This is a genomic window from Lacrimispora sp. YZC11, assembly GCF_057543815.1.
Genome location: NZ_BAAJYQ010000005.1, coordinates 303,659 through 320,851, shown reverse-complemented (window position 1 = coordinate 320,851; position 17,193 = coordinate 303,659). Strand labels below are relative to the sequence as shown.

17 protein-coding genes are annotated in these 17,193 nt (G+C 46.8%); 15 read left to right on the top strand and 2 right to left on the bottom strand.

What is annotated here, in order from left to right; translation table 11 throughout:
• The first annotated feature begins 78 nt into the window (after positions 1–78).
• Positions 79–1,362, top strand: coding sequence for a serine hydrolase (locus AC27IJ_RS04585; RefSeq protein ID WP_312502109.1), 1,284 nt, complete (start codon positions 79–81; stop codon positions 1,360–1,362).
• 47 nt (positions 1,363–1,409) lie between these two features.
• Here AC27IJ_RS04585 and AC27IJ_RS04580 read toward each other — a convergent pair whose 3' ends face one another.
• On the bottom strand, positions 1,410–1,685 hold the full coding sequence (locus AC27IJ_RS04580) for a helix-turn-helix domain-containing protein (RefSeq protein WP_312441837.1): 276 nt from the start codon (positions 1,683–1,685) through the stop codon (positions 1,410–1,412).
• Between the two features lie 93 nt (positions 1,686–1,778).
• Here AC27IJ_RS04580 and AC27IJ_RS04575 point away from each other — a divergent pair, with 93 nt between their 5' ends.
• The 10 genes from AC27IJ_RS04575 (at position 1,779) to AC27IJ_RS04530 (ending at position 11,917) form a co-directional block, all read left to right on the top strand.
• On the top strand, positions 1,779–1,997 hold the full coding sequence (locus AC27IJ_RS04575; RefSeq protein ID WP_312441838.1) for a hypothetical protein: 219 nt from the start codon (positions 1,779–1,781) through the stop codon (positions 1,995–1,997).
• A 78-nt stretch (positions 1,998–2,075) separates the two neighbouring features.
• Positions 2,076–2,927, top strand: coding sequence for a metallophosphoesterase (locus AC27IJ_RS04570; RefSeq protein WP_487147683.1), 852 nt, complete (start codon positions 2,076–2,078; stop codon positions 2,925–2,927).
• 85 nt (positions 2,928–3,012) lie between these two features.
• Positions 3,013–3,864 carry a segregation and condensation protein A gene (locus AC27IJ_RS04565; RefSeq protein WP_312441840.1) on the top strand — a complete coding sequence of 284 codons (852 nt, stop codon included), beginning with the start codon at positions 3,013–3,015 and terminating at the stop codon, positions 3,862–3,864.
• Positions 3,857–4,504, top strand: a complete 648-nt coding sequence (gene scpB / locus AC27IJ_RS04560; protein WP_312502115.1) for an SMC-Scp complex subunit ScpB — start codon at positions 3,857–3,859, stop codon at positions 4,502–4,504. The genes AC27IJ_RS04565 and scpB overlap by 8 nt, the downstream gene beginning before the upstream one ends.
• Positions 4,505–4,515: 11 nt before the next feature.
• Positions 4,516–4,953, top strand: coding sequence for a dUTP diphosphatase (locus AC27IJ_RS04555; protein ID WP_487147680.1), 438 nt, complete (start codon positions 4,516–4,518; stop codon positions 4,951–4,953).
• 38 nt (positions 4,954–4,991) lie between these two features.
• Positions 4,992–5,771 (top strand): tetratricopeptide repeat protein, encoded by a 780-nt coding sequence (locus AC27IJ_RS04550; protein ID WP_312441843.1) that lies wholly within the window; start codon positions 4,992–4,994, stop codon positions 5,769–5,771.
• Between the two features lie 13 nt (positions 5,772–5,784).
• The gene (hflX, locus tag AC27IJ_RS04545) at positions 5,785–7,056 is read left to right on the top strand and encodes a GTPase HflX (RefSeq protein WP_487147677.1); all 1,272 of its coding nucleotides are present in this window, start codon (positions 5,785–5,787) and stop codon (positions 7,054–7,056) included.
• A gap of 188 nt (positions 7,057–7,244) precedes the next feature.
• Entirely contained in the window at positions 7,245–9,611 is a 2,367-nt protein-coding gene (locus tag AC27IJ_RS04540; RefSeq protein ID WP_312502118.1) for a ribonucleoside triphosphate reductase, read from the top strand.
• A 219-nt stretch (positions 9,612–9,830) separates the two neighbouring features.
• Positions 9,831–10,652, top strand: a complete 822-nt coding sequence (locus AC27IJ_RS04535; protein ID WP_312502120.1) for an oxygen-binding di-iron domain-containing protein — start codon at positions 9,831–9,833, stop codon at positions 10,650–10,652.
• Positions 10,652–11,917, top strand: coding sequence for an HD-GYP domain-containing protein (locus AC27IJ_RS04530; protein ID WP_313153760.1), 1,266 nt, complete (start codon positions 10,652–10,654; stop codon positions 11,915–11,917). Before AC27IJ_RS04535 ends, AC27IJ_RS04530 begins: the two co-directional genes overlap by 1 nt.
• A 67-nt stretch (positions 11,918–11,984) precedes the next feature.
• Here AC27IJ_RS04530 and AC27IJ_RS04525 read toward each other — a convergent pair whose 3' ends face one another.
• Positions 11,985–12,425, bottom strand: coding sequence for an RrF2 family transcriptional regulator (locus AC27IJ_RS04525; RefSeq protein ID WP_313153741.1), 441 nt, complete (start codon positions 12,423–12,425; stop codon positions 11,985–11,987).
• Between the two features lie 384 nt (positions 12,426–12,809).
• On the opposite strand from AC27IJ_RS04525, the gene AC27IJ_RS04520 reads away from it, so the two are divergent.
• The 4 genes from AC27IJ_RS04520 to AC27IJ_RS04505 all read left to right on the top strand — a co-directional run bounded on the left by AC27IJ_RS04520 (position 12,810) and on the right by AC27IJ_RS04505 (position 17,068).
• Entirely contained in the window at positions 12,810–14,720 is a 1,911-nt protein-coding gene (locus tag AC27IJ_RS04520) for an NAD(+) synthase (RefSeq protein WP_312441848.1), read from the top strand.
• 14 nt (positions 14,721–14,734) lie between these two features.
• Positions 14,735–15,514, top strand: coding sequence for a TrmH family RNA methyltransferase (locus AC27IJ_RS04515; protein ID WP_312502124.1), 780 nt, complete (start codon positions 14,735–14,737; stop codon positions 15,512–15,514).
• Positions 15,515–15,687: 173 nt separating this feature from the next.
• On the top strand, positions 15,688–16,128 hold the full coding sequence (locus AC27IJ_RS04510) for an NfeD family protein (RefSeq protein WP_312441851.1): 441 nt from the start codon (positions 15,688–15,690) through the stop codon (positions 16,126–16,128).
• Position 16,129: 1 nt separating this feature from the next.
• Complete coding sequence (locus AC27IJ_RS04505) at positions 16,130–17,068, top strand: SPFH domain-containing protein (RefSeq protein ID WP_312441852.1); 939 nt, start codon at positions 16,130–16,132, stop codon at positions 17,066–17,068.
• Positions 17,069–17,193 lie beyond the last annotated feature (125 nt).

The window sequence follows — 17,193 nt, the reverse complement described above, 5'->3', positions numbered from 1 at the left end:
CGGAAAATTTTGGATTTTATGCTATACTGTTGTGAGAAATTATACTTGCATAACGAAATATACAGGAGATGACAGGATATGGCAAAAAAATCGTGCAGGCTATGGAGCCTGGTAATCAGTATCAGCATTCTTGCGTCAATACCATCATACGGGGAAATGCCCCTAATACAGCCGTTTCCGGGAGCAGCGGGGCAGACAGGGACAGCAAGCGGGTCCTCGGGCAGTACGGCCAATGAGGTCGGACCAGGAGTTAACACCGGAGCCGGCGCGGGAGGTTCCCAGACTGGAAATATCCCAAATGCCGGGGGAACCTTGCCTTCGGATATTAAACAGCCGGAGATTCAATCGGAAGGCGCGGTTCTTATGGACGCGTCCACAGGAGCCCTGCTTTTTTCAAAAAACGGAGAAACAAGATACTATCCTGCCAGCGTTACAAAGCTTATGACAGCTCTTCTTGTTGCTGAAAAAAGCAATTTATCGGAGACCGTGACCTTCTCAAAGACCGCCACTACAAACCTGGAATCAGGTGCGGTAACACTGGGACTTACAGAAGGAGACAAGCTGACGGTGGAGCAGAGCCTATACGGCCTTATGCTAAAATCTGCCAATGAAGTGGCCAATGGCCTGGCAGAGCACGTTTCAGGAAGTGTCAGTGCTTTTTCCACCCTGATGAATGCCAGGGCAAAGGAGCTTGGCTGCACTGGTACCAACTTTGTCAACCCAAATGGACTTAACAGCTCCAGCCATTATACCACACCTCATGACATGGCCCTCATTGCCAGGGCGGCTTTCCAGAATGACACAGTAAGAAAGGTGTCCTCCACCTTAAGTTACCAGATACCGGCCACAAAGAAGGCTTCCGCCAGAACAGTGACCATGGGCCATAAGATGGTTAATCCGGGAGATTCCAGGTATTATCCGGGAGTGATCGGAGGAAAGACAGGCTATACTTCCCTGGCCGGCAATACACTGGTCACCTGTGTGGAAAAGAACGGTGTCCGGCTGATTGCGGTCATCATGAAGAGCAAATCCACTCATTATGAGGATACAAAGTCTCTTTTGGATTATGGATTTGCCTTAAAGACAGCGGGAGGGGGGACTGCACAGACTTCTTCCCAGGGCTGGGTCCAGGAAGGTTCTAAATGGTATTATAGAAAGCAGGATGGAACAAAGGCCAGCAATGAGTGGCAGAAAATAGACGGGATTTACTACTGGTTTGGCACAGACTCAGTCATGGCGGCAAGCCGCTGGGTGGAGAGCAATGGGAAATGGTTTTATTTAGGGACCGATGGAGCCATGCTTAAGGATACCATTACGCCCGACGGGTATCGTCTGGATTCTTCAGGCGCCTGGATCCGGTAGGAAGTTGGAGGTTTTTGGCATAGAAAAAGAGCCTGTAGGCTCTTTTTCTATGCCAAATCCTCTGAGGAAGAATTGTCCTGTTCTGCTTTAGGCCCGCGCTCTGCCGACAGGGTGGCTTCGCTTATATCGGCCCGGTACTCCATGATTTCTTCCACGCTACAGTCCAGAATTTTGCAGAGCATATCTATGGTATGAGTGGAAACGAAGTTGTTTTTCTTAAGACGGCCGATTTGCCCGGCGCTGACCTTGCAGTACTTTATCAGATGATACTGGCTGATGTTTTTCTTTTTCATGGTTTCCCACAGTCTGTCATAAACAATCATGATTTATCACCTCTGGTCTTAATTAAACCGTGATTATCCAGTATTGCATATTATCCATAAGTGGTTTATATTATGGGAAAGGAGGAATGCAAAATGAAAAAAAACATATTTAACGTAATTTTTTATCTTATCTGCTTTTTCGCTCTCTGCAAATCCGTCTACCGCCTTGCTTTTACAGTACCGCCGGTTCCGGGAACACCAGGTTACCAGGAATATTTTTACGGAACCATAGTCATGAGCATTGGCATCGGACTTATGGTTATCATACCCAATCTCATTATTGAATATCTGGTGGGCAACTGGAGTTCTTAGGCTTGACTCAGGCAGGCCCTTCATTGTATGATGAACAGACAGCAAGAAATAGAATGAGGGAAGAAGAGGAAAATTCAGATGGGGTTTGCTGCCGTAGCTATTTGCGCCGCAGTGGGCGCAGGTTTGTATTTGCGTTCTGAGTATGAAAAAGAACAGCTTAACTCAGAGAGAACTGTTTTGGAAAGCGCTAAGATAAAAACGGATCGTACCATTGTGTTTCTTTCCGACCTTCACGAACACCGGTTTGGCGACGGCAATGAAAGGCTTTTGGCCGCTGTTGATAAGGTGGCTCCTGATCTTGTGCTTGTGGGCGGCGATATGATCATCAGCAAGGGCAAAGCGGATACTGCTGCTGCATTGGAGCTTATGGAAAAGCTGGCTGGCCGATACCCCGTCTATTGCGGCAACGGCAATCATGAGAACCGCCTGCTTTGGGAACGCAAAGTTTATGGCGAAGCGTATGAAGCTTATGTGCGCAGTTTAAAAAAGCTTGGAATTAAAATTCTGGACAGCCGGACGGAATGGTATGGAGAAGATATCGCTGTAACCGGGATTGATCTGGAAAAAGGGGCTTACCAGAAGTTCCGGCCGGATCGTTTAACTGAGGAGGAGATGGAACAAAGGGTGGGGAAGGCATCAAAGGAGCGGTTTCAGATTCTGCTTTGCCATTCTCCTCTTTATTTTTCCTCATGCAGAAGCTGGGGGGCTGATTTGACCCTGTCCGGCCACTTCCATGGAGGAACTATAAGGCTTCCGTATCTGGGAGGGGTAATGACGCCTCAATACCAGTTCTTCCTTCCATACTGTGCCGGTGAGTTTCAGTCAGATGGAAAACATATGATCGTGAGCAGAGGGCTTGGAACCCATTCCATCAACATCCGTCTGAACAATAAACCTCAGGTGGTAGTTGTGGACTTAAAAAGGAAATAGCTTTTGGGTCTGCCATATATTTACAGATGAAGAAGGATTTGATATACTGATCAAAGGCATGTTTTATTCTGCCTTGGAGGATTTTATGGGAATCTCTTATAAACTGGATAATTTCGAGGGGCCGCTGGATCTGCTGCTTCATCTGATCGACAAGAATAAGGTGAATATCTACGACATTCCCATCGCGACGATTACGGAGCAGTATCTGGACTATGTAAATCACATGGAAACAGAGGATTTAAACATTGTCAGCGAATTTCTGGTCATGGCTGCGACCCTCATTGATATAAAGGCTCGCATGTTACTTCCCAGGGAGATCAACGAGGAAGGCGAGGAAGAAGATCCAAGAGCCGAACTTGTGGCACGTCTTTTGGAATACAAATATTATAAATACATGTCACTGGAGCTTAAGGACCGGGAAGTGGGGGCGGATCGCCTGTTGTACAAATCTCCTTCCATTCCCTCCGAGGTGGCAAAGTACGAGCCGCCGGTAGATTTGGACAAGCTGCTTGACGGGCTTACCCTGGCAAAACTCCAGGAGATTTTCCGGGCGGTTACGAAACGGGTATCAGACCGTGTGGATCCTATCCGAAGCCGGTTTGGCAACATCCGGAGGGAATCCATAAGCCTGGAAGATAAGATAAAATCGGTCATGGATTATGCCAGAGAGCACCGGAAATTTTCGTTCCGCGGGCTGCTTGAGAGGCAGCAGGACCGTACCCTTGTTGTTGTGACATTTTTAGCGCTTCTGGAGCTCATGAAGATCGGCAAGATCACGCTGTCCCAGGAGCATTTGTTTGATGATATGACCATTGAAACCCTGGAACCGGAAGGGGAGGACGGGGAACTGGATTTGTCGGAACTTCAGGAGGAACCCCCTTCCAGTGATACCTTTATGCCCGGAAAGCAGGGCAGGAAAGAGGAAATTGATGGATAAGGAAACTCTTTTGGCCGACGGGCCGAAGAAGAGCACAAAAGAAGAAAAGGTGTGGGAAGCTGTGATTGAGGCGGTTCTCTTTACCATGGGGAATTCCGTTGAACTTAAGGCTCTGGCGGCTGCCATCGGCCAGGATGAGGCCACGGCAAAGGAGGCGGTTCTCCGTTTGATGAAGCGCTATGATACGGGGAAAAGAGGGATGCAGATCCTTGAACTGGAAAACAGCTACCAGATGTGCACACGATCTGAGTTTTACGAGAACTTAATCCGGGTGGCATCTGCACCTAAAAAACAGGTTCTTACGGATGTGGTTTTAGAGACCCTGTCCATCATAGCCTACAAGCAGCCTGTAACAAAGCTTGAAATAGAGAAAATACGGGGCGTCAAATCGGATCATGCGGTCAATAAACTGGTGGAATACAATCTGGTATATGAAGTAGGACGCTTAGATGCCCCTGGCCGTCCGGCATTGTTTGCCACCACTGAGGAATTTTTAAGAAGATTCGGCATCGGCTCTACCCAGAATCTTCCGGTTGCAGATCCTGTTGTGGCAGCTGAGATACGGCTGGAAGTGGAAGAGGAGCTTTCTGAAAGCAGTGATCTGATACCGGCAGAAGATAAAAAAGATGATAGCATTTAGGAGGAAATAAGGTGAAACAAGCCATAAGAATTAAATATTTTACAGATAAAATCGAACGTTTACGTTACATTGACGGCAAATCCGACTGGATTGACTTACGCGCGGCACAGGAAGTGGAGTTGAAAGCCGGCGAGTTTAAACTGATCCCTCTGGGAATTGCCATGGAGCTTCCGGCCGGGTTTGAAGCCCATGTGGTACCAAGAAGCAGCACGTTTAAAAATTACGGTGTGATCCAGACCAACAGTATGGGGATCATTGATGAGACATATTGCGGGGACAATGACCAATGGTTTTTCCCGGCTTATGCGCTCCGGGATACGGTGATTCATGTAAATGACCGCATCTGCCAGTTCCGTATTATGGAGCATCAGCCTGCCTTATGCTTTGAAGAAGCAGAGATTCTGGGGCATGATGACCGTGGCGGCCATGGAAGTACGGGAAAACAATAAAATTCCTGTATCGAACTTCCTTAAAAGGAGATAATAGCATGAGAAGAAAGACAGGTTATGCAACTGTCATCCTTGGACTTGCACTGGCAGTTTCCATAGCAGCAGGCGGGTGCGGGAAAAAGGAAGACAAATATTCTTACCGGGCTGCGGGAATCGAAGCTCTTAACCAGGGCAGCTATGACAGTGCCGTGGAAGCCTTTGATCAGGCAATCAGTTCCTCCAAAGGACTGGTAGGGAAGTTTGATGTGGATGTGTTAAAGTACCGGGCAGAAGCCGAATACCTGGCAGAGGACTATTCTTCCGCTGCAGACACCTATGGCATACTCATAAAGGTAGATGGTGAGCGGCCGGAATATTTAAATCTGCGTTCCGTTTCCAGAGCAGGGGCCGGAGATTTAAGCGGTGCGATAGAGGACTATAAGCGAAGTGCTGAACTAGATACAGAAAAGAAGGCTCCGGGCAGGCTGAAAGCTTTGCTGGCCGCAGGGGCAGCCATGGAAAAGGCGGGAACGGCTTCTGATGCCATGAGCCTCTATGAGGGGGCCCTTAAAGAAGGGGAGGAAAGCGCCCAGCTTTATAACCGGATGGGCTTATGTAAGATGGCCGTAGAAGACTGGGATGGAGCGGCTGAATATTTTAAGAAGGGCCTTTCAGCAACCGACAGTTCAGAGGTTTTGGAACTTTTGTTTAACCAGGCTGTTGCTAAAGAGCGTAAAGGTGAATTTAAGACAGCCCTGGATCTGATGCAGCAATATGTCTCAGCTCACGGCCCTGATGAGGAAGCGGAGCGGGAGATCACATTTTTAAAGACAAGATAGGTTGGGACGATTGATGGCAGAGCTGATTGAATTAAAGGAAATAGAAGAACGGGTGATCCTGGTGGCAGTCAGTACCGAGGATGAGAATGACACACAGGCATCTCTTAACGAGCTGGAAGAGCTGGTGAAAACAGCAGGGGCTGTTACCGTGGATAAAATAATCCAGAACAGGGAGAGAATCCATCCGGGAACTTATATGGGAAAAGGAAAGATAGAAGAAATAAAGGACCGTATCTGGGAGCTTGAAGCAACCGGTATTGTCTGCGACGATGAACTGTCTCCGGCCCAGCTGCGTAATTTGGAAGGGGCCCTGGATACGAAGATCATGGACCGGACCATGGTGATTCTGGACATTTTTGCTTCCAGAGCTACGACCAGTGAAGGAAAAATTCAGGTGGAACTGGCTCAGCTAAAGTACCGGGCAGCCCGTCTGGTGGGCCTTAGAAGCTCCTTGTCCCGTCTGGGAGGAGGCATCGGTACCCGCGGACCGGGAGAGAAAAAGCTGGAAATGGACCGACGTCTGATCCACGACAGAATCGGAATGCTAAAGGCTGATTTAGAGGATGTGAAGCGTCACCGGGAGGTTGTCAGGCAGCAGAGGGATAAAAACCATGTGCCCACCGCCGCCATTGTAGGCTATACCAATGCCGGGAAATCTACCCTGTTAAACAGGCTTACAGATGCCGGGATACTGGCTGAGGATAAGCTGTTTGCCACCCTGGATCCAACAACCAGGAATTTAAACTTACCGGGCGGTCAGCAGGTCCTTTTGACGGATACCGTAGGATTTATCAGAAAGCTTCCCCATCATTTGATCGAAGCCTTTAAAAGCACTTTGGAGGAAGCTAAATACAGCGATATCATCCTTCATGTGGTGGACTGTTCCAATCCTCAGATGGACATGCAGATGTATGTTGTATATGAGACTTTGAGGGAACTTGGTGTTTGTGATAAGGTGATGGTTACGGTGTTCAATAAGATCGATGCGGCAGAGGGCGGTGTAATCCTTAAAGATGTTTCTTCGGACCATCAGGTGAGGATATCCGCAAAGACCGGAGAAGGTCTTGATGAACTTTTAAATCTTCTGGAAACCATTCTCAGAAACCAGAAAGTGTATCTGGAAAAGGTATATTCCTATAAGGAAGCAGGGAAAATCCAGCTGATCCGCAAATATGGCCAGCTGTTAAAGGAAGAGTATCAGGAAGACGGAATTCTGGTGAATGCCTATGTGCCATCGGAGCTGTTTGCCTCCTTGGCAAACAATGCCGATGCTGTTGATGAATAAAAAACACAATATGTGGATTGGTGTTAAAAAACCAAACTACATATTGTGTTTTTTCTTTTCTTCTGTTATAATATACTTGTGAAGAGATGTTCTTTAACTTCTCACAAAAGGTGCCGCTTTTAGCGCCGCCTATCCAATGATAAAAAAAGAATGTTAAGGGGTTTTGCAGAGGAAAGGAGTTTAGTTTTATGATCCAGGTGGTAAAAAGAGATGGGGAAAGTGCTGAATTCAGTCTGAATAAAATCACGGAAGCGATTAAAAAAGCATTTAAGGCCACTCAAAAGGAGTATAATAATGAAATACTGGAACTGCTGTCACTTCGGGTAACTGCTGATTTTCAGGGGAAGATGTCAGGAGGAGAAGTCACAGTAGAACAGATTCAGGACAGTGTGGAACACGTTCTTGAGCAGGCGGGATATACCGATGTGGCGAAGGCTTATATTTTATACAGGAAACAGAGGGAAAAGATACGGAATATGAAGGATACCATTCTGGATTACAAGGCTGTGGTAAACAGCTACGTAAAGGTAGAGGATTGGCGTGTCAAGGAAAATTCCACTGTTACCTATTCCGTAGGAGGGCTGATATTAAGCAACTCCGGTGCAGTTACGGCGAATTACTGGCTGTCTGAAATTTATGACCAGGAGATTGCAGGTGCCCACAGAAATGCTGATGTCCATATTCACGATTTATCCATGCTCACCGGTTACTGTGCCGGCTGGTCGTTAAAGCAGCTTCTTCTGGAAGGACTTGGAGGAATACCGGGAAAGATCACCTCTTCCCCTGCAAAGCATTTATCCGTTCTTTGCAACCAAATGGTCAATTTCCTGGGAATCATGCAGAATGAATGGGCAGGAGCACAGGCCTTTTCTTCTTTTGATACTTATCTGGCTCCTTTTGTAAAAGCCGATCACTTATCCTACCAGGAAGTGAAGAAATGCATAGAATCCTTTATCTATGGTGTGAATACGCCAAGCCGCTGGGGAACTCAGGCTCCGTTTTCCAATATTACCCTGGACTGGACCGTTCCTGCCGATATGGCAGAGCTTAACGCAGTTGTTGGCGGAAAAGAGGCGGACTTTAAGTATAAGGACTGCAAGGCTGAGATGGACATGATCAATAAAGCCTTTATTGAAACCATGATAGAGGGAGACGCCAATGGGCGTGGTTTCCAGTATCCCATTCCTACTTACTCCATTACCAAGGATTTTGACTGGTCCAATACGGAGAATAACCGGCTGCTGTTTGAGATGACTTCCAAATACGGAACCCCTTACTTCTCAAATTACATTAACAGTGATATGGAACCAAGCGATGTAAGGAGCATGTGCTGCCGTCTGCGCCTTGATTTAAGGGAGCTTAGGAGAAAGACCGGCGGATTCTTTGGCTCTGGCGAAAGCACCGGTTCCGTGGGCGTTGTAACCATCAACATGCCAAGAATCGCTTACCTTGCCCAGAATGAGGCCGATTTTTACAAGCGTCTGGATCATATGATGGATATTTCGGCCCGGTCATTAAAAACCAAGCGGGAAGTTATAACAAAGCTTCTGAACCAGGGACTATATCCTTATACGAAACGTTACCTTGGCAGCTTTGAAAATCATTTTTCCACCATCGGCCTGATCGGAATGAACGAAGTTGGCTTAAACGCCAAATGGCTGGGGCATGATCTGACAAGTGAGAAAACCAGACAGTTTACCAAGGATGTGTTAAATCACATGCGGGAACGGCTGTCAGATTACCAGGAAATGTACGGAGACCTATACAATCTGGAGGCAACCCCGGCAGAGTCCACCACATACCGGCTGGCTAAGCATGACAAGAAGCATTATCCAAATATCATAACAGCCGGAAATCCGGGAGATACTCCATATTATACCAACAGCTCCCACCTTCCTGTGGATTATACGGCAGATATCTTTGATGCCCTTGAGATTCAGGATGAGCTGCAGACCCTCTATACATCAGGAACCGTATTCCATGCATTTCTTGGTGAGAAGCTTCCTGACTGGGAAGCTGCGGCAAAGCTGGTGCACACCATTGCGGAGAATTTCAAACTGCCTTATTATACATTGTCCCCAACCTATTCTATTTGTTCGGAGCACGGATATCTTTCCGGCGAACATAAGGTATGCCCGGTCTGCGGAAAGAAGGCTGAGGTATACAGCCGGATCACCGGCTACTACCGTCCGGTGCAGAACTGGAATGAGGGAAAAACCCAGGAATATAAGAACCGGACAACTTACGATCCTTTCCACTCCGTACTGAAAAAAGGAGCTGCAGGGGAAAATAGGGATAAGGCAGCGGCGAAAAAAGCGGAGATTCCGACAGGGACCTATCTCTTTACAACGAAAACCTGCCCTAATTGCCGGATTGCAAAACAGTTTTTACAAAATATGGATTATGAGGTGGTGGATGCCGAAGAGAATGTGGAGCTTGCCACAAGATTCGGAATCATGCAGGCTCCTACTCTGGTGGTCATAAAGAACGGTCAGGTGCAGAAGATCACAAATGCGTCTGAAATCAGGAAATTTGCGGAAAGCACGATCAGCTGAAAGGGATCCCTTCCCAGCTGGTCCGTTATTTAGATATAGTAGTCAGTGAAAAGATTCTATGCTATAATGGCATGGAATCTTTTTCCATTTCAGACAGCAGAGGGCCGAATCATTTGCCTATACTGAATTAAAGAAGGGAATGAATGTGCGGATTCCATTTAAGCCATGGCCAACGGTATGGGGACTAGCCATAAATGGATTCATTGGAGGACAATACAGATGGATAAGCAGGATTTGAATTATAAAGAGTATGTAGAAATAGCTGAGGGAGTCTACTGGGTGGGATTTTTTGATGAAAGTGCAGGTCTCCACTGCAACCCTTATTTAATTGTAGATGGTGATGAGGCAGTGCTCATCGACAGCGGCAGCAGGGATGATTTCGGCACAGTCATGCTGAAAATCATGCGAACGGGGATCAGCCCGGGCAAGATCAGCCATCTGATTTATCATCACTATGATCCGGATTTATGCGGCAATATTCCCCATATAGAAACACTCATTAACAGCAAGGATTTAAAAATAATCTCCCATCATGAAAATAATATTTTCATCAACTATTATTCCATGAGTTCGCAGAAGCTGTGCATTGAGCAATTGGGATTTCATTTTGAATTTTCAAGCGGCAGGCGCCTGGAATTTATCAGGACGCCTTATTCCCATTCGCCGGGCAGCTTTATTACTTATGATAAGAAAACAAAAACATTATTCAGCAGCGATATTTTCGGAAGCTATGATCACAACTGGAGCTTATATACGCTGATCGGTGATGTATGCAAGGACTGCGAGCCCCTGAAAATCTGTCCCATCACCCGGAAAGTATGCCAGATAAATGGAATCATAAATTTCCATCAGCGAATCATGCCATCGAAAAAAGCGCTGCTGTATGCCCTTGAGAGGATAGAAGAACTGGATATTTCCCTGATCGCGCCCCAGCATGGAAGTATCCTTGATACTTCAGCAGCACAGGAGATCGTAATCAAACGGCTGAAAGAATTGACCGAAGTCGGGATCGACTATTTCCTGAAGGAGGAAGAAGATTGATGCGGACAGATGCCATCCTGCTGGGACAAAAAATCGTATCGGAAGAATCAGGTTCGGATGAATATGTTAAGGCCATGCTTGACCATTTTGCAAAGCAGGTGGATAATCAGATTCATACTGAATTGGTATCGGAGATCATGGAGCGTTATGTAGAGGTGTCAAAACAGCTGGAAATTAAGAGCAGGGAATTGGAAAAAAGCGATGCTTCCCGCCGGGAGGCCCAGGAAATTGCATTGATCGGCAACTGGGAGCTGAACCTTTCCACAAAGCAGTTATGGTGGTCGGACACCATGAACAGAATATTGGAAACAGACCCGTCTGCTAATTTGGATCTGACGTTTTATTTTCAAAAGGTTTATCCCGATGATAAAGAGCTGGTGAGACAAATTTACCAAGATATGCAAAACGGCATGGCGCCTGCTGAATACCGGTACCGTCTGTTGTTGGAGGGAAACCGGGTCAAGTGGGTGCATATCCGGTTTGTGGCATCAAAGGATTTCAGGGGAAATCCCGCCAGAGTCCACGGTACGATTCAGGACATCACCAGCGCTAAAGTTGTTGAGGAGAAATTAGAGGAATATAATCATCATCTGGAAGAACTTGTTCAGAAAAAGGTGGCTGAAGTGTCCGTTTCTCAAATGGCCACCATTCATGCATTAGTGAAGCTTTCGGAGTCCAGGGATGATGAGACAGGAGAGCATATTGTCAGAACATCACAGTATTGCCGTCTTCTGGCGGAAAAGCTTTGGGAAATGGGAGGACATCAGAGGGAAATAGACCGTGCCTTTATTGATGGCATCACCCAGGCTAGCCCGTTGCATGACATTGGAAAGGTTGGGATTCCGGATGCGGTTCTGTTAAAGCCCGGCAGATTGACGCCGGAGGAATTCGAAATCATGAAAACTCATACAACCATTGGATATCAGACACTGGCAAGCATCGAAAAAAAGGATACAGGAAGCGCGTTCATCAAGGTTGGTATGGAAATCACCCTTTGCCATCATGAAAAATGGGATGGAAGCGGATATCCAAAGGGTTTAAAAGGGGAAGAGATTCCAATATCGGCACGCATCATGGCTTTGGCGGATGTGTATGATGCGCTGCGTTCTAAACGGGTGTATAAAGAGGGGTTTACCCATGAGAATAGTTTAAAGATAATTACTCAGGGAAGAGGAGACCATTTTGATCCCCTTCTGGTAGATGTTTTTCTGGAAAACGATTCCGCTTTCCGGGATATATTTGACCGGACTTCAAACGGAAAATAATAACCGGATTTAAAAAGTTCGTGCTGCCCCTTGAGTCGGGAGAACACGAACTTTTTTGAACCATTGTTTAGATTTCATAATAGTTAGCCTGGCCATCAAGCCTTTTTTGTTCTTCCACTAAATCTGCCAGGGTAATGCTGTCTACCACATCGGAGATCGCATGATCCAGCTTTTTCCATACCATGAGAGTGGCACAATTATGGGAACGGCTGCAGGGGTTGATTTCATCCTCCAGACATGTTACGGGAACCAGACTTCCCTCTGCAAGGCGCAGGATCATGCCAACGGTATATTCCGCAGGAGCCTTTGTCAGATAATAACCGCCCTGGGCGCCTCTTCTGCTTTTCACATACCCGGCCCTGCTTAAGATGGTGACAATCTGCTCCAGATATTTGTCCGATATTTCCTGTCGTTCCGCCACTTGATTGATTTTTGTGCATTCCCCCGGATGAAGTGCAAATTCAAGCATCATACGAAGGGCGTAACGTCCCTTGGTAGAAAATTTCATGGCTTAAAATCTCCTTCCTAATTATTCTTATCTGTTTAGTAGGATATAAAAATATTGTACACGAAACCACCTAAAAAGTAAACCTTAAATTATCCGGCTTCCCAATTTCCAAAAATGGATGTATACTAATACTCATTGGGGAATTGGAAAAAGAAAGAGGATTTCATTGCCTATGGATATTCTGCCATGCTGATCGGTGTGGGAAACATGTGCATTCTGCGTATGATCTAAATTAATCTGCTGGTGCCATTTTTCCCCAGTTTTGGAGCGGTGATGTGGTGTTATCCTATAACATAGATAACAACCATGGTGATGGACTGTGTTTACAGCTTAAAGGCCAAATGATACCAAAGGGTACCAATGAATAGATAGGAGATAAAAGAGATGAAGCATGGATATATCCGGGTTGCCGCGGCAACCCCAGACGTAAAGGTAGCAGACCCGGAATTTAACAGAGAGAGGATTTGTGAGCAGATCAAAGAGGGAATTGATAGGCATGCAAAACTCATGGTGTTTCCGGAGCTTTGCCTGACGGCCTATACCTGCGGTGATTTATTCGGGCAGGATGCTCTGTTAATAAAGGCAAAAGAGGAGCTTAAGGAGATTTTAAAGGCAACGGAAGGACACGACCTTCTATGCTTTATAGGCATGCCCTGGGAACGAGGCGGAAAGCTTTACAATACGGCTGTTGCCATTCAAAATGGAAGAATTCTCGGGATTGTTCCGAAGACGAATCTGCCCAATTATTCAGAGTTTTATGAGCTGCGTTATTTCCAGCCGGGAAACGAAATACCGGTGATGGTAAAATGGGAGGATGAACTGGTTCCTATGGGCACCAACATTCTTTTTGCATGTGAGGACATTCCCCAGCTTGTGGTGGCGGCGGAGGTCTGTGAGGATGCATGGGTTCCAAATCCACCATCCATCCGTCATGCCACTGCCGGAGCAACGGTGATTGTAAACTGTTCTGCCAGTGATGAGACAACGGGAAAGGATATGTACCGTAGAAGCCTTATTACGGGACATTCCGCCAGTCTGGTATGCGGTTTCATCTATGCCAACGCAGGAGAGGGAGAATCCACCCAGGATCTTGTGTTCGGCGGCCAGAACCTGATAGCGGAAAACGGTTCTCTCCTTGCAGAGTCCAAACGCTTTGGAAATGAAACGATATACGGGGACATGGACTTGGAGAGGCTGGTTCATGAAAGACGCCGGATGACTACATTTCCCCAGGCCGACCACAAGGATTATATGGTGGTTCCCTTTAAGATAAAGCAGGAGGAACTGGATTTAAAGAGATTTATTGATCCCAGGCCCTTTGTCCCGGATAATGAGGAGGAGAGAAACAGAAGGTGTGAGGAGATTCTCTCTATACAGGCCATGGGCTTAAAAAAGAGGCTTGCCCACACGGGCTGTAAGCATGGGGTTGTAGGAATTTCAGGAGGCTTGGATTCCACCCTGGCCCTTCTGGTGATGGTCCGGGCCTTTGATATGCTGGAAATTCCCAGGAATCAGATTCATGCGGTGACCATGCCCTGCTTCGGAACAACGGACCGGACGTATCAGAACGCCTGCACGCTGACCAAAACCCTTGGAGCAGAGCTTACAGAGGTGAATATCAGGGAAGCCGTAACCCTTCATTTCCGGGATATCGGACAGAAGGAAGATGTCCATGATATAACCTATGAAAACTCCCAGGCCAGGGAGAGGACTCAGGTGCTGATGGATATGGCAAACAAACTAAACGGAATGGTCATTGGAACGGGGGACATGTCTGAACTGGCTCTTGGATGGGCCACCTATAACGGCGATCATATGTCCATGTACGGAGTCAATGCTTCGGTGCCAAAGACCCTGGTACGCCATCTGGTACGTTATTATGCCGACACCTGCGGGGAAGAGACTTTAAGCAGTGTACTTCTTGATGTTCTTGACACGCCTGTAAGCCCGGAACTCCTTCCACCCCAGGATGGAGAAATTGCCCAGAAGACAGAGGATTTAGTGGGCCCATATGAACTTCACGATTTCTTCCTGTACCAGATTTTAAGATTCGGCTGCCGGCCGGAGAAGGTTTACCGCATGGCGGTCTACGCCTTTTCCGGGCATTATGAAAAGGAAGCTATTTTAAAATGGTTAAAGGTATTTTACCGCAGGTTTTTCAGCCAGCAGTTTAAGCGTTCCTGCATGCCTGACGGACCCAAGGTGGGCTCTGTAGCAGTATCCCCCAGAGGAGATTTGCGCATGCCAAGCGATGCCGTAAGCCGCCTGTGGCTGGAAGAACTGGAAAACTTATAAAAGAGAGGTACATTATGATAACCAGCAGCGCCAATGCAAGGGTGAAACAGGTGATGAACTTATCAAAGAAGGCCAAAGCCAGAAACGTAAGCGGCCTTTTTGTAGCGGAAGGGCTTCGCATGTTTAAGGAAATTCCGGCAGACAGGATTGAAAGCGTCTTTGTGTCGGAAGGCTTTTTAAAAGATGAAGCCCATAAAAAGCTTTTATCGGGAAAAGAATATGAGGTTGTTTCGGAGGATGTGTTTAAGGTCATGTCGGATACCCAGACTCCTCAGGGAATTTTAGCCCTTGTAAAGCAATATGCCTATAAGGAGAAGGACCTGCTGGCTGCTCCTGGCCCTTCCTTTTTGATGGTTCTGGAAAACATCCAGGACCCGGGGAATCTCGGGACTATTCTCAGGGCCGGGGAGGGAGCAGGAATTACCGGCGTGCTTATGAGCGAAACTACAGCGGATGTTTACAATCCAAAAGTAATCCGCTCCACCATGGGGTCCGTTTTTCGTGTTCCGTTTGTGTATACGGATGACTTAACCGCCTCTTTAAAGGCCCTGAAAGCCGGCGGGGTCAGGCTGTATGCAGCACATTTAGATGGCAGGAATAATTATGAAAAAGAGGATTATACTGTTGATACAGGGTTTTTGGTGGGAAATGAAGCAAACGGCCTGACGGACGAAACAGCTGCGCTGGCAGATGCCTATGTAAAGATCCCCATGAAAGGAAAAGTGGAATCCTTAAATGCCGCGGTTGCGGCCTCTGTATTGATGTTTGAGGCGGCCAGACAGCGGCGGATGTAGCCGTCAGAAAATTGTAAGGCTTTTATAGGCAGAAATATTGAGAAAATATTGAGAAATACTGGAACATATAGTATGATAGTAATAGTTCGCCAAATGGCCGAACTATATCGTATGTCAACAGATAGATTTGCCGGGCAGCTTTGTTTACAATGGCAGGGAAGGGGAATGATAAGATGGCAGCAGTCTATTGGCTTATTGCATTTGTAGTGCTTCTTGGAATTGAAGCGGCGACCATGGCCCTGACGACCGTCTGGTTTGCGGGAGGAGCATTGGTTGCATTTGTGCTGGCGTTGTTTGGAATAAATATCCAGGTGCAACTGGCGCTGTTTGTAATTGTATCCTTTATTCTCTTATTCTTTACAAGGCCTTTTGCATTAAAATATGTGAACCGGAACACGGTAAAGACCAATATGGAAAGCCTTATTGGAAAAAGTGCCAGGGTTACGGCCACGATCAACAACGTGGAGGGAAAAGGTGCAGCGATCCTAAACGGTCAGGAATGGACGGCCAGGGCACTGGAGGAAAACAGTATATACCCGGTAGGCGCTTTGGTGGAAGTAAAGGAAATAAGAGGTGTAAAATTAATTGTGAGTATGAATCAGGAGGAATCATAATATGGGAGTTGTTGGATTTACATCAGTTATTATTATATTGATTGTTATTCTGGCGTTATTGTCAACTTGTATCAGGATCGTTCCCCAGGCACAGGCTCTGGTTGTAGAGCGCTTGGGAGCTTACATTGAGACATGGTCTGTAGGTGTTCATATTAAGATGCCAATTCTTGACCGTGTGGCTAAAAGGGTTAATTTAAAAGAGCAGGTGGCGGACTTCCCGCCTCAGCCGGTTATCACAAAGGATAACGTTACTATGAGAATCGACACGGTCATATTTTTTCAGATAACAGACCCGAAGCTTTATGCTTACGGTGTTGAGAATCCCATCATGGCCATTGAGAATCTGACGGCTACGACCCTTCGTAACATCATTGGTGATCTGGAGCTGGATCAGACCTTGACTTCAAGAGAGACCATCAACGCAAAGATGAGAGAAACCCTTGATATTGCCACTGACCCATGGGGAATCAAGGTAAACCGTGTGGAGCTTAAGAATATCATGCCTCCGGCGGCCATTCAGGATGCCATGGAGAAGCAGATGAAGGCAGAGCGTGAACGCCGTGAAGCCATCTTAAGGGCAGAAGGAGAGAAGACATCCACCGTTCTTGTGGCGGAAGGAAAGAAAGAATCTGCCATTCTTGATGCGGAAGCTGAAAAGCAGGCTGCAATCCTTCACGCAGAGGCAGAAAAGGAAAAACGGATCCGTGAGGCGGAAGGCCAGGCGGAAGCCACCTTAAAGATCCAGCAGGCTAATGCGGAGGGAATCCGTATGATTAAGGAAGCTGGTGCGGATCATTCAGTTTTAGTCATTAAGAGCCTGGAGGCATTTAAGGCGGTTGCTGACGGCAAGGCCACCAAAATCATCATCCCTTCTGATATTCAGAACATGGCCGGGCTGGTTTCTTCCATTACGGAGATCGCTAAGAATCCCGGGGAATAACTTCCTTAAGCTATAAACATACCGCAGCAGGGGGCAAATGCCCTCTTGCTGCGTTTTTGGCATAATTTCTCTGATTCTGCCCAAGTTTTTAGGGCATAGAGGTATACTTGCAGGGTGTTTCCTTA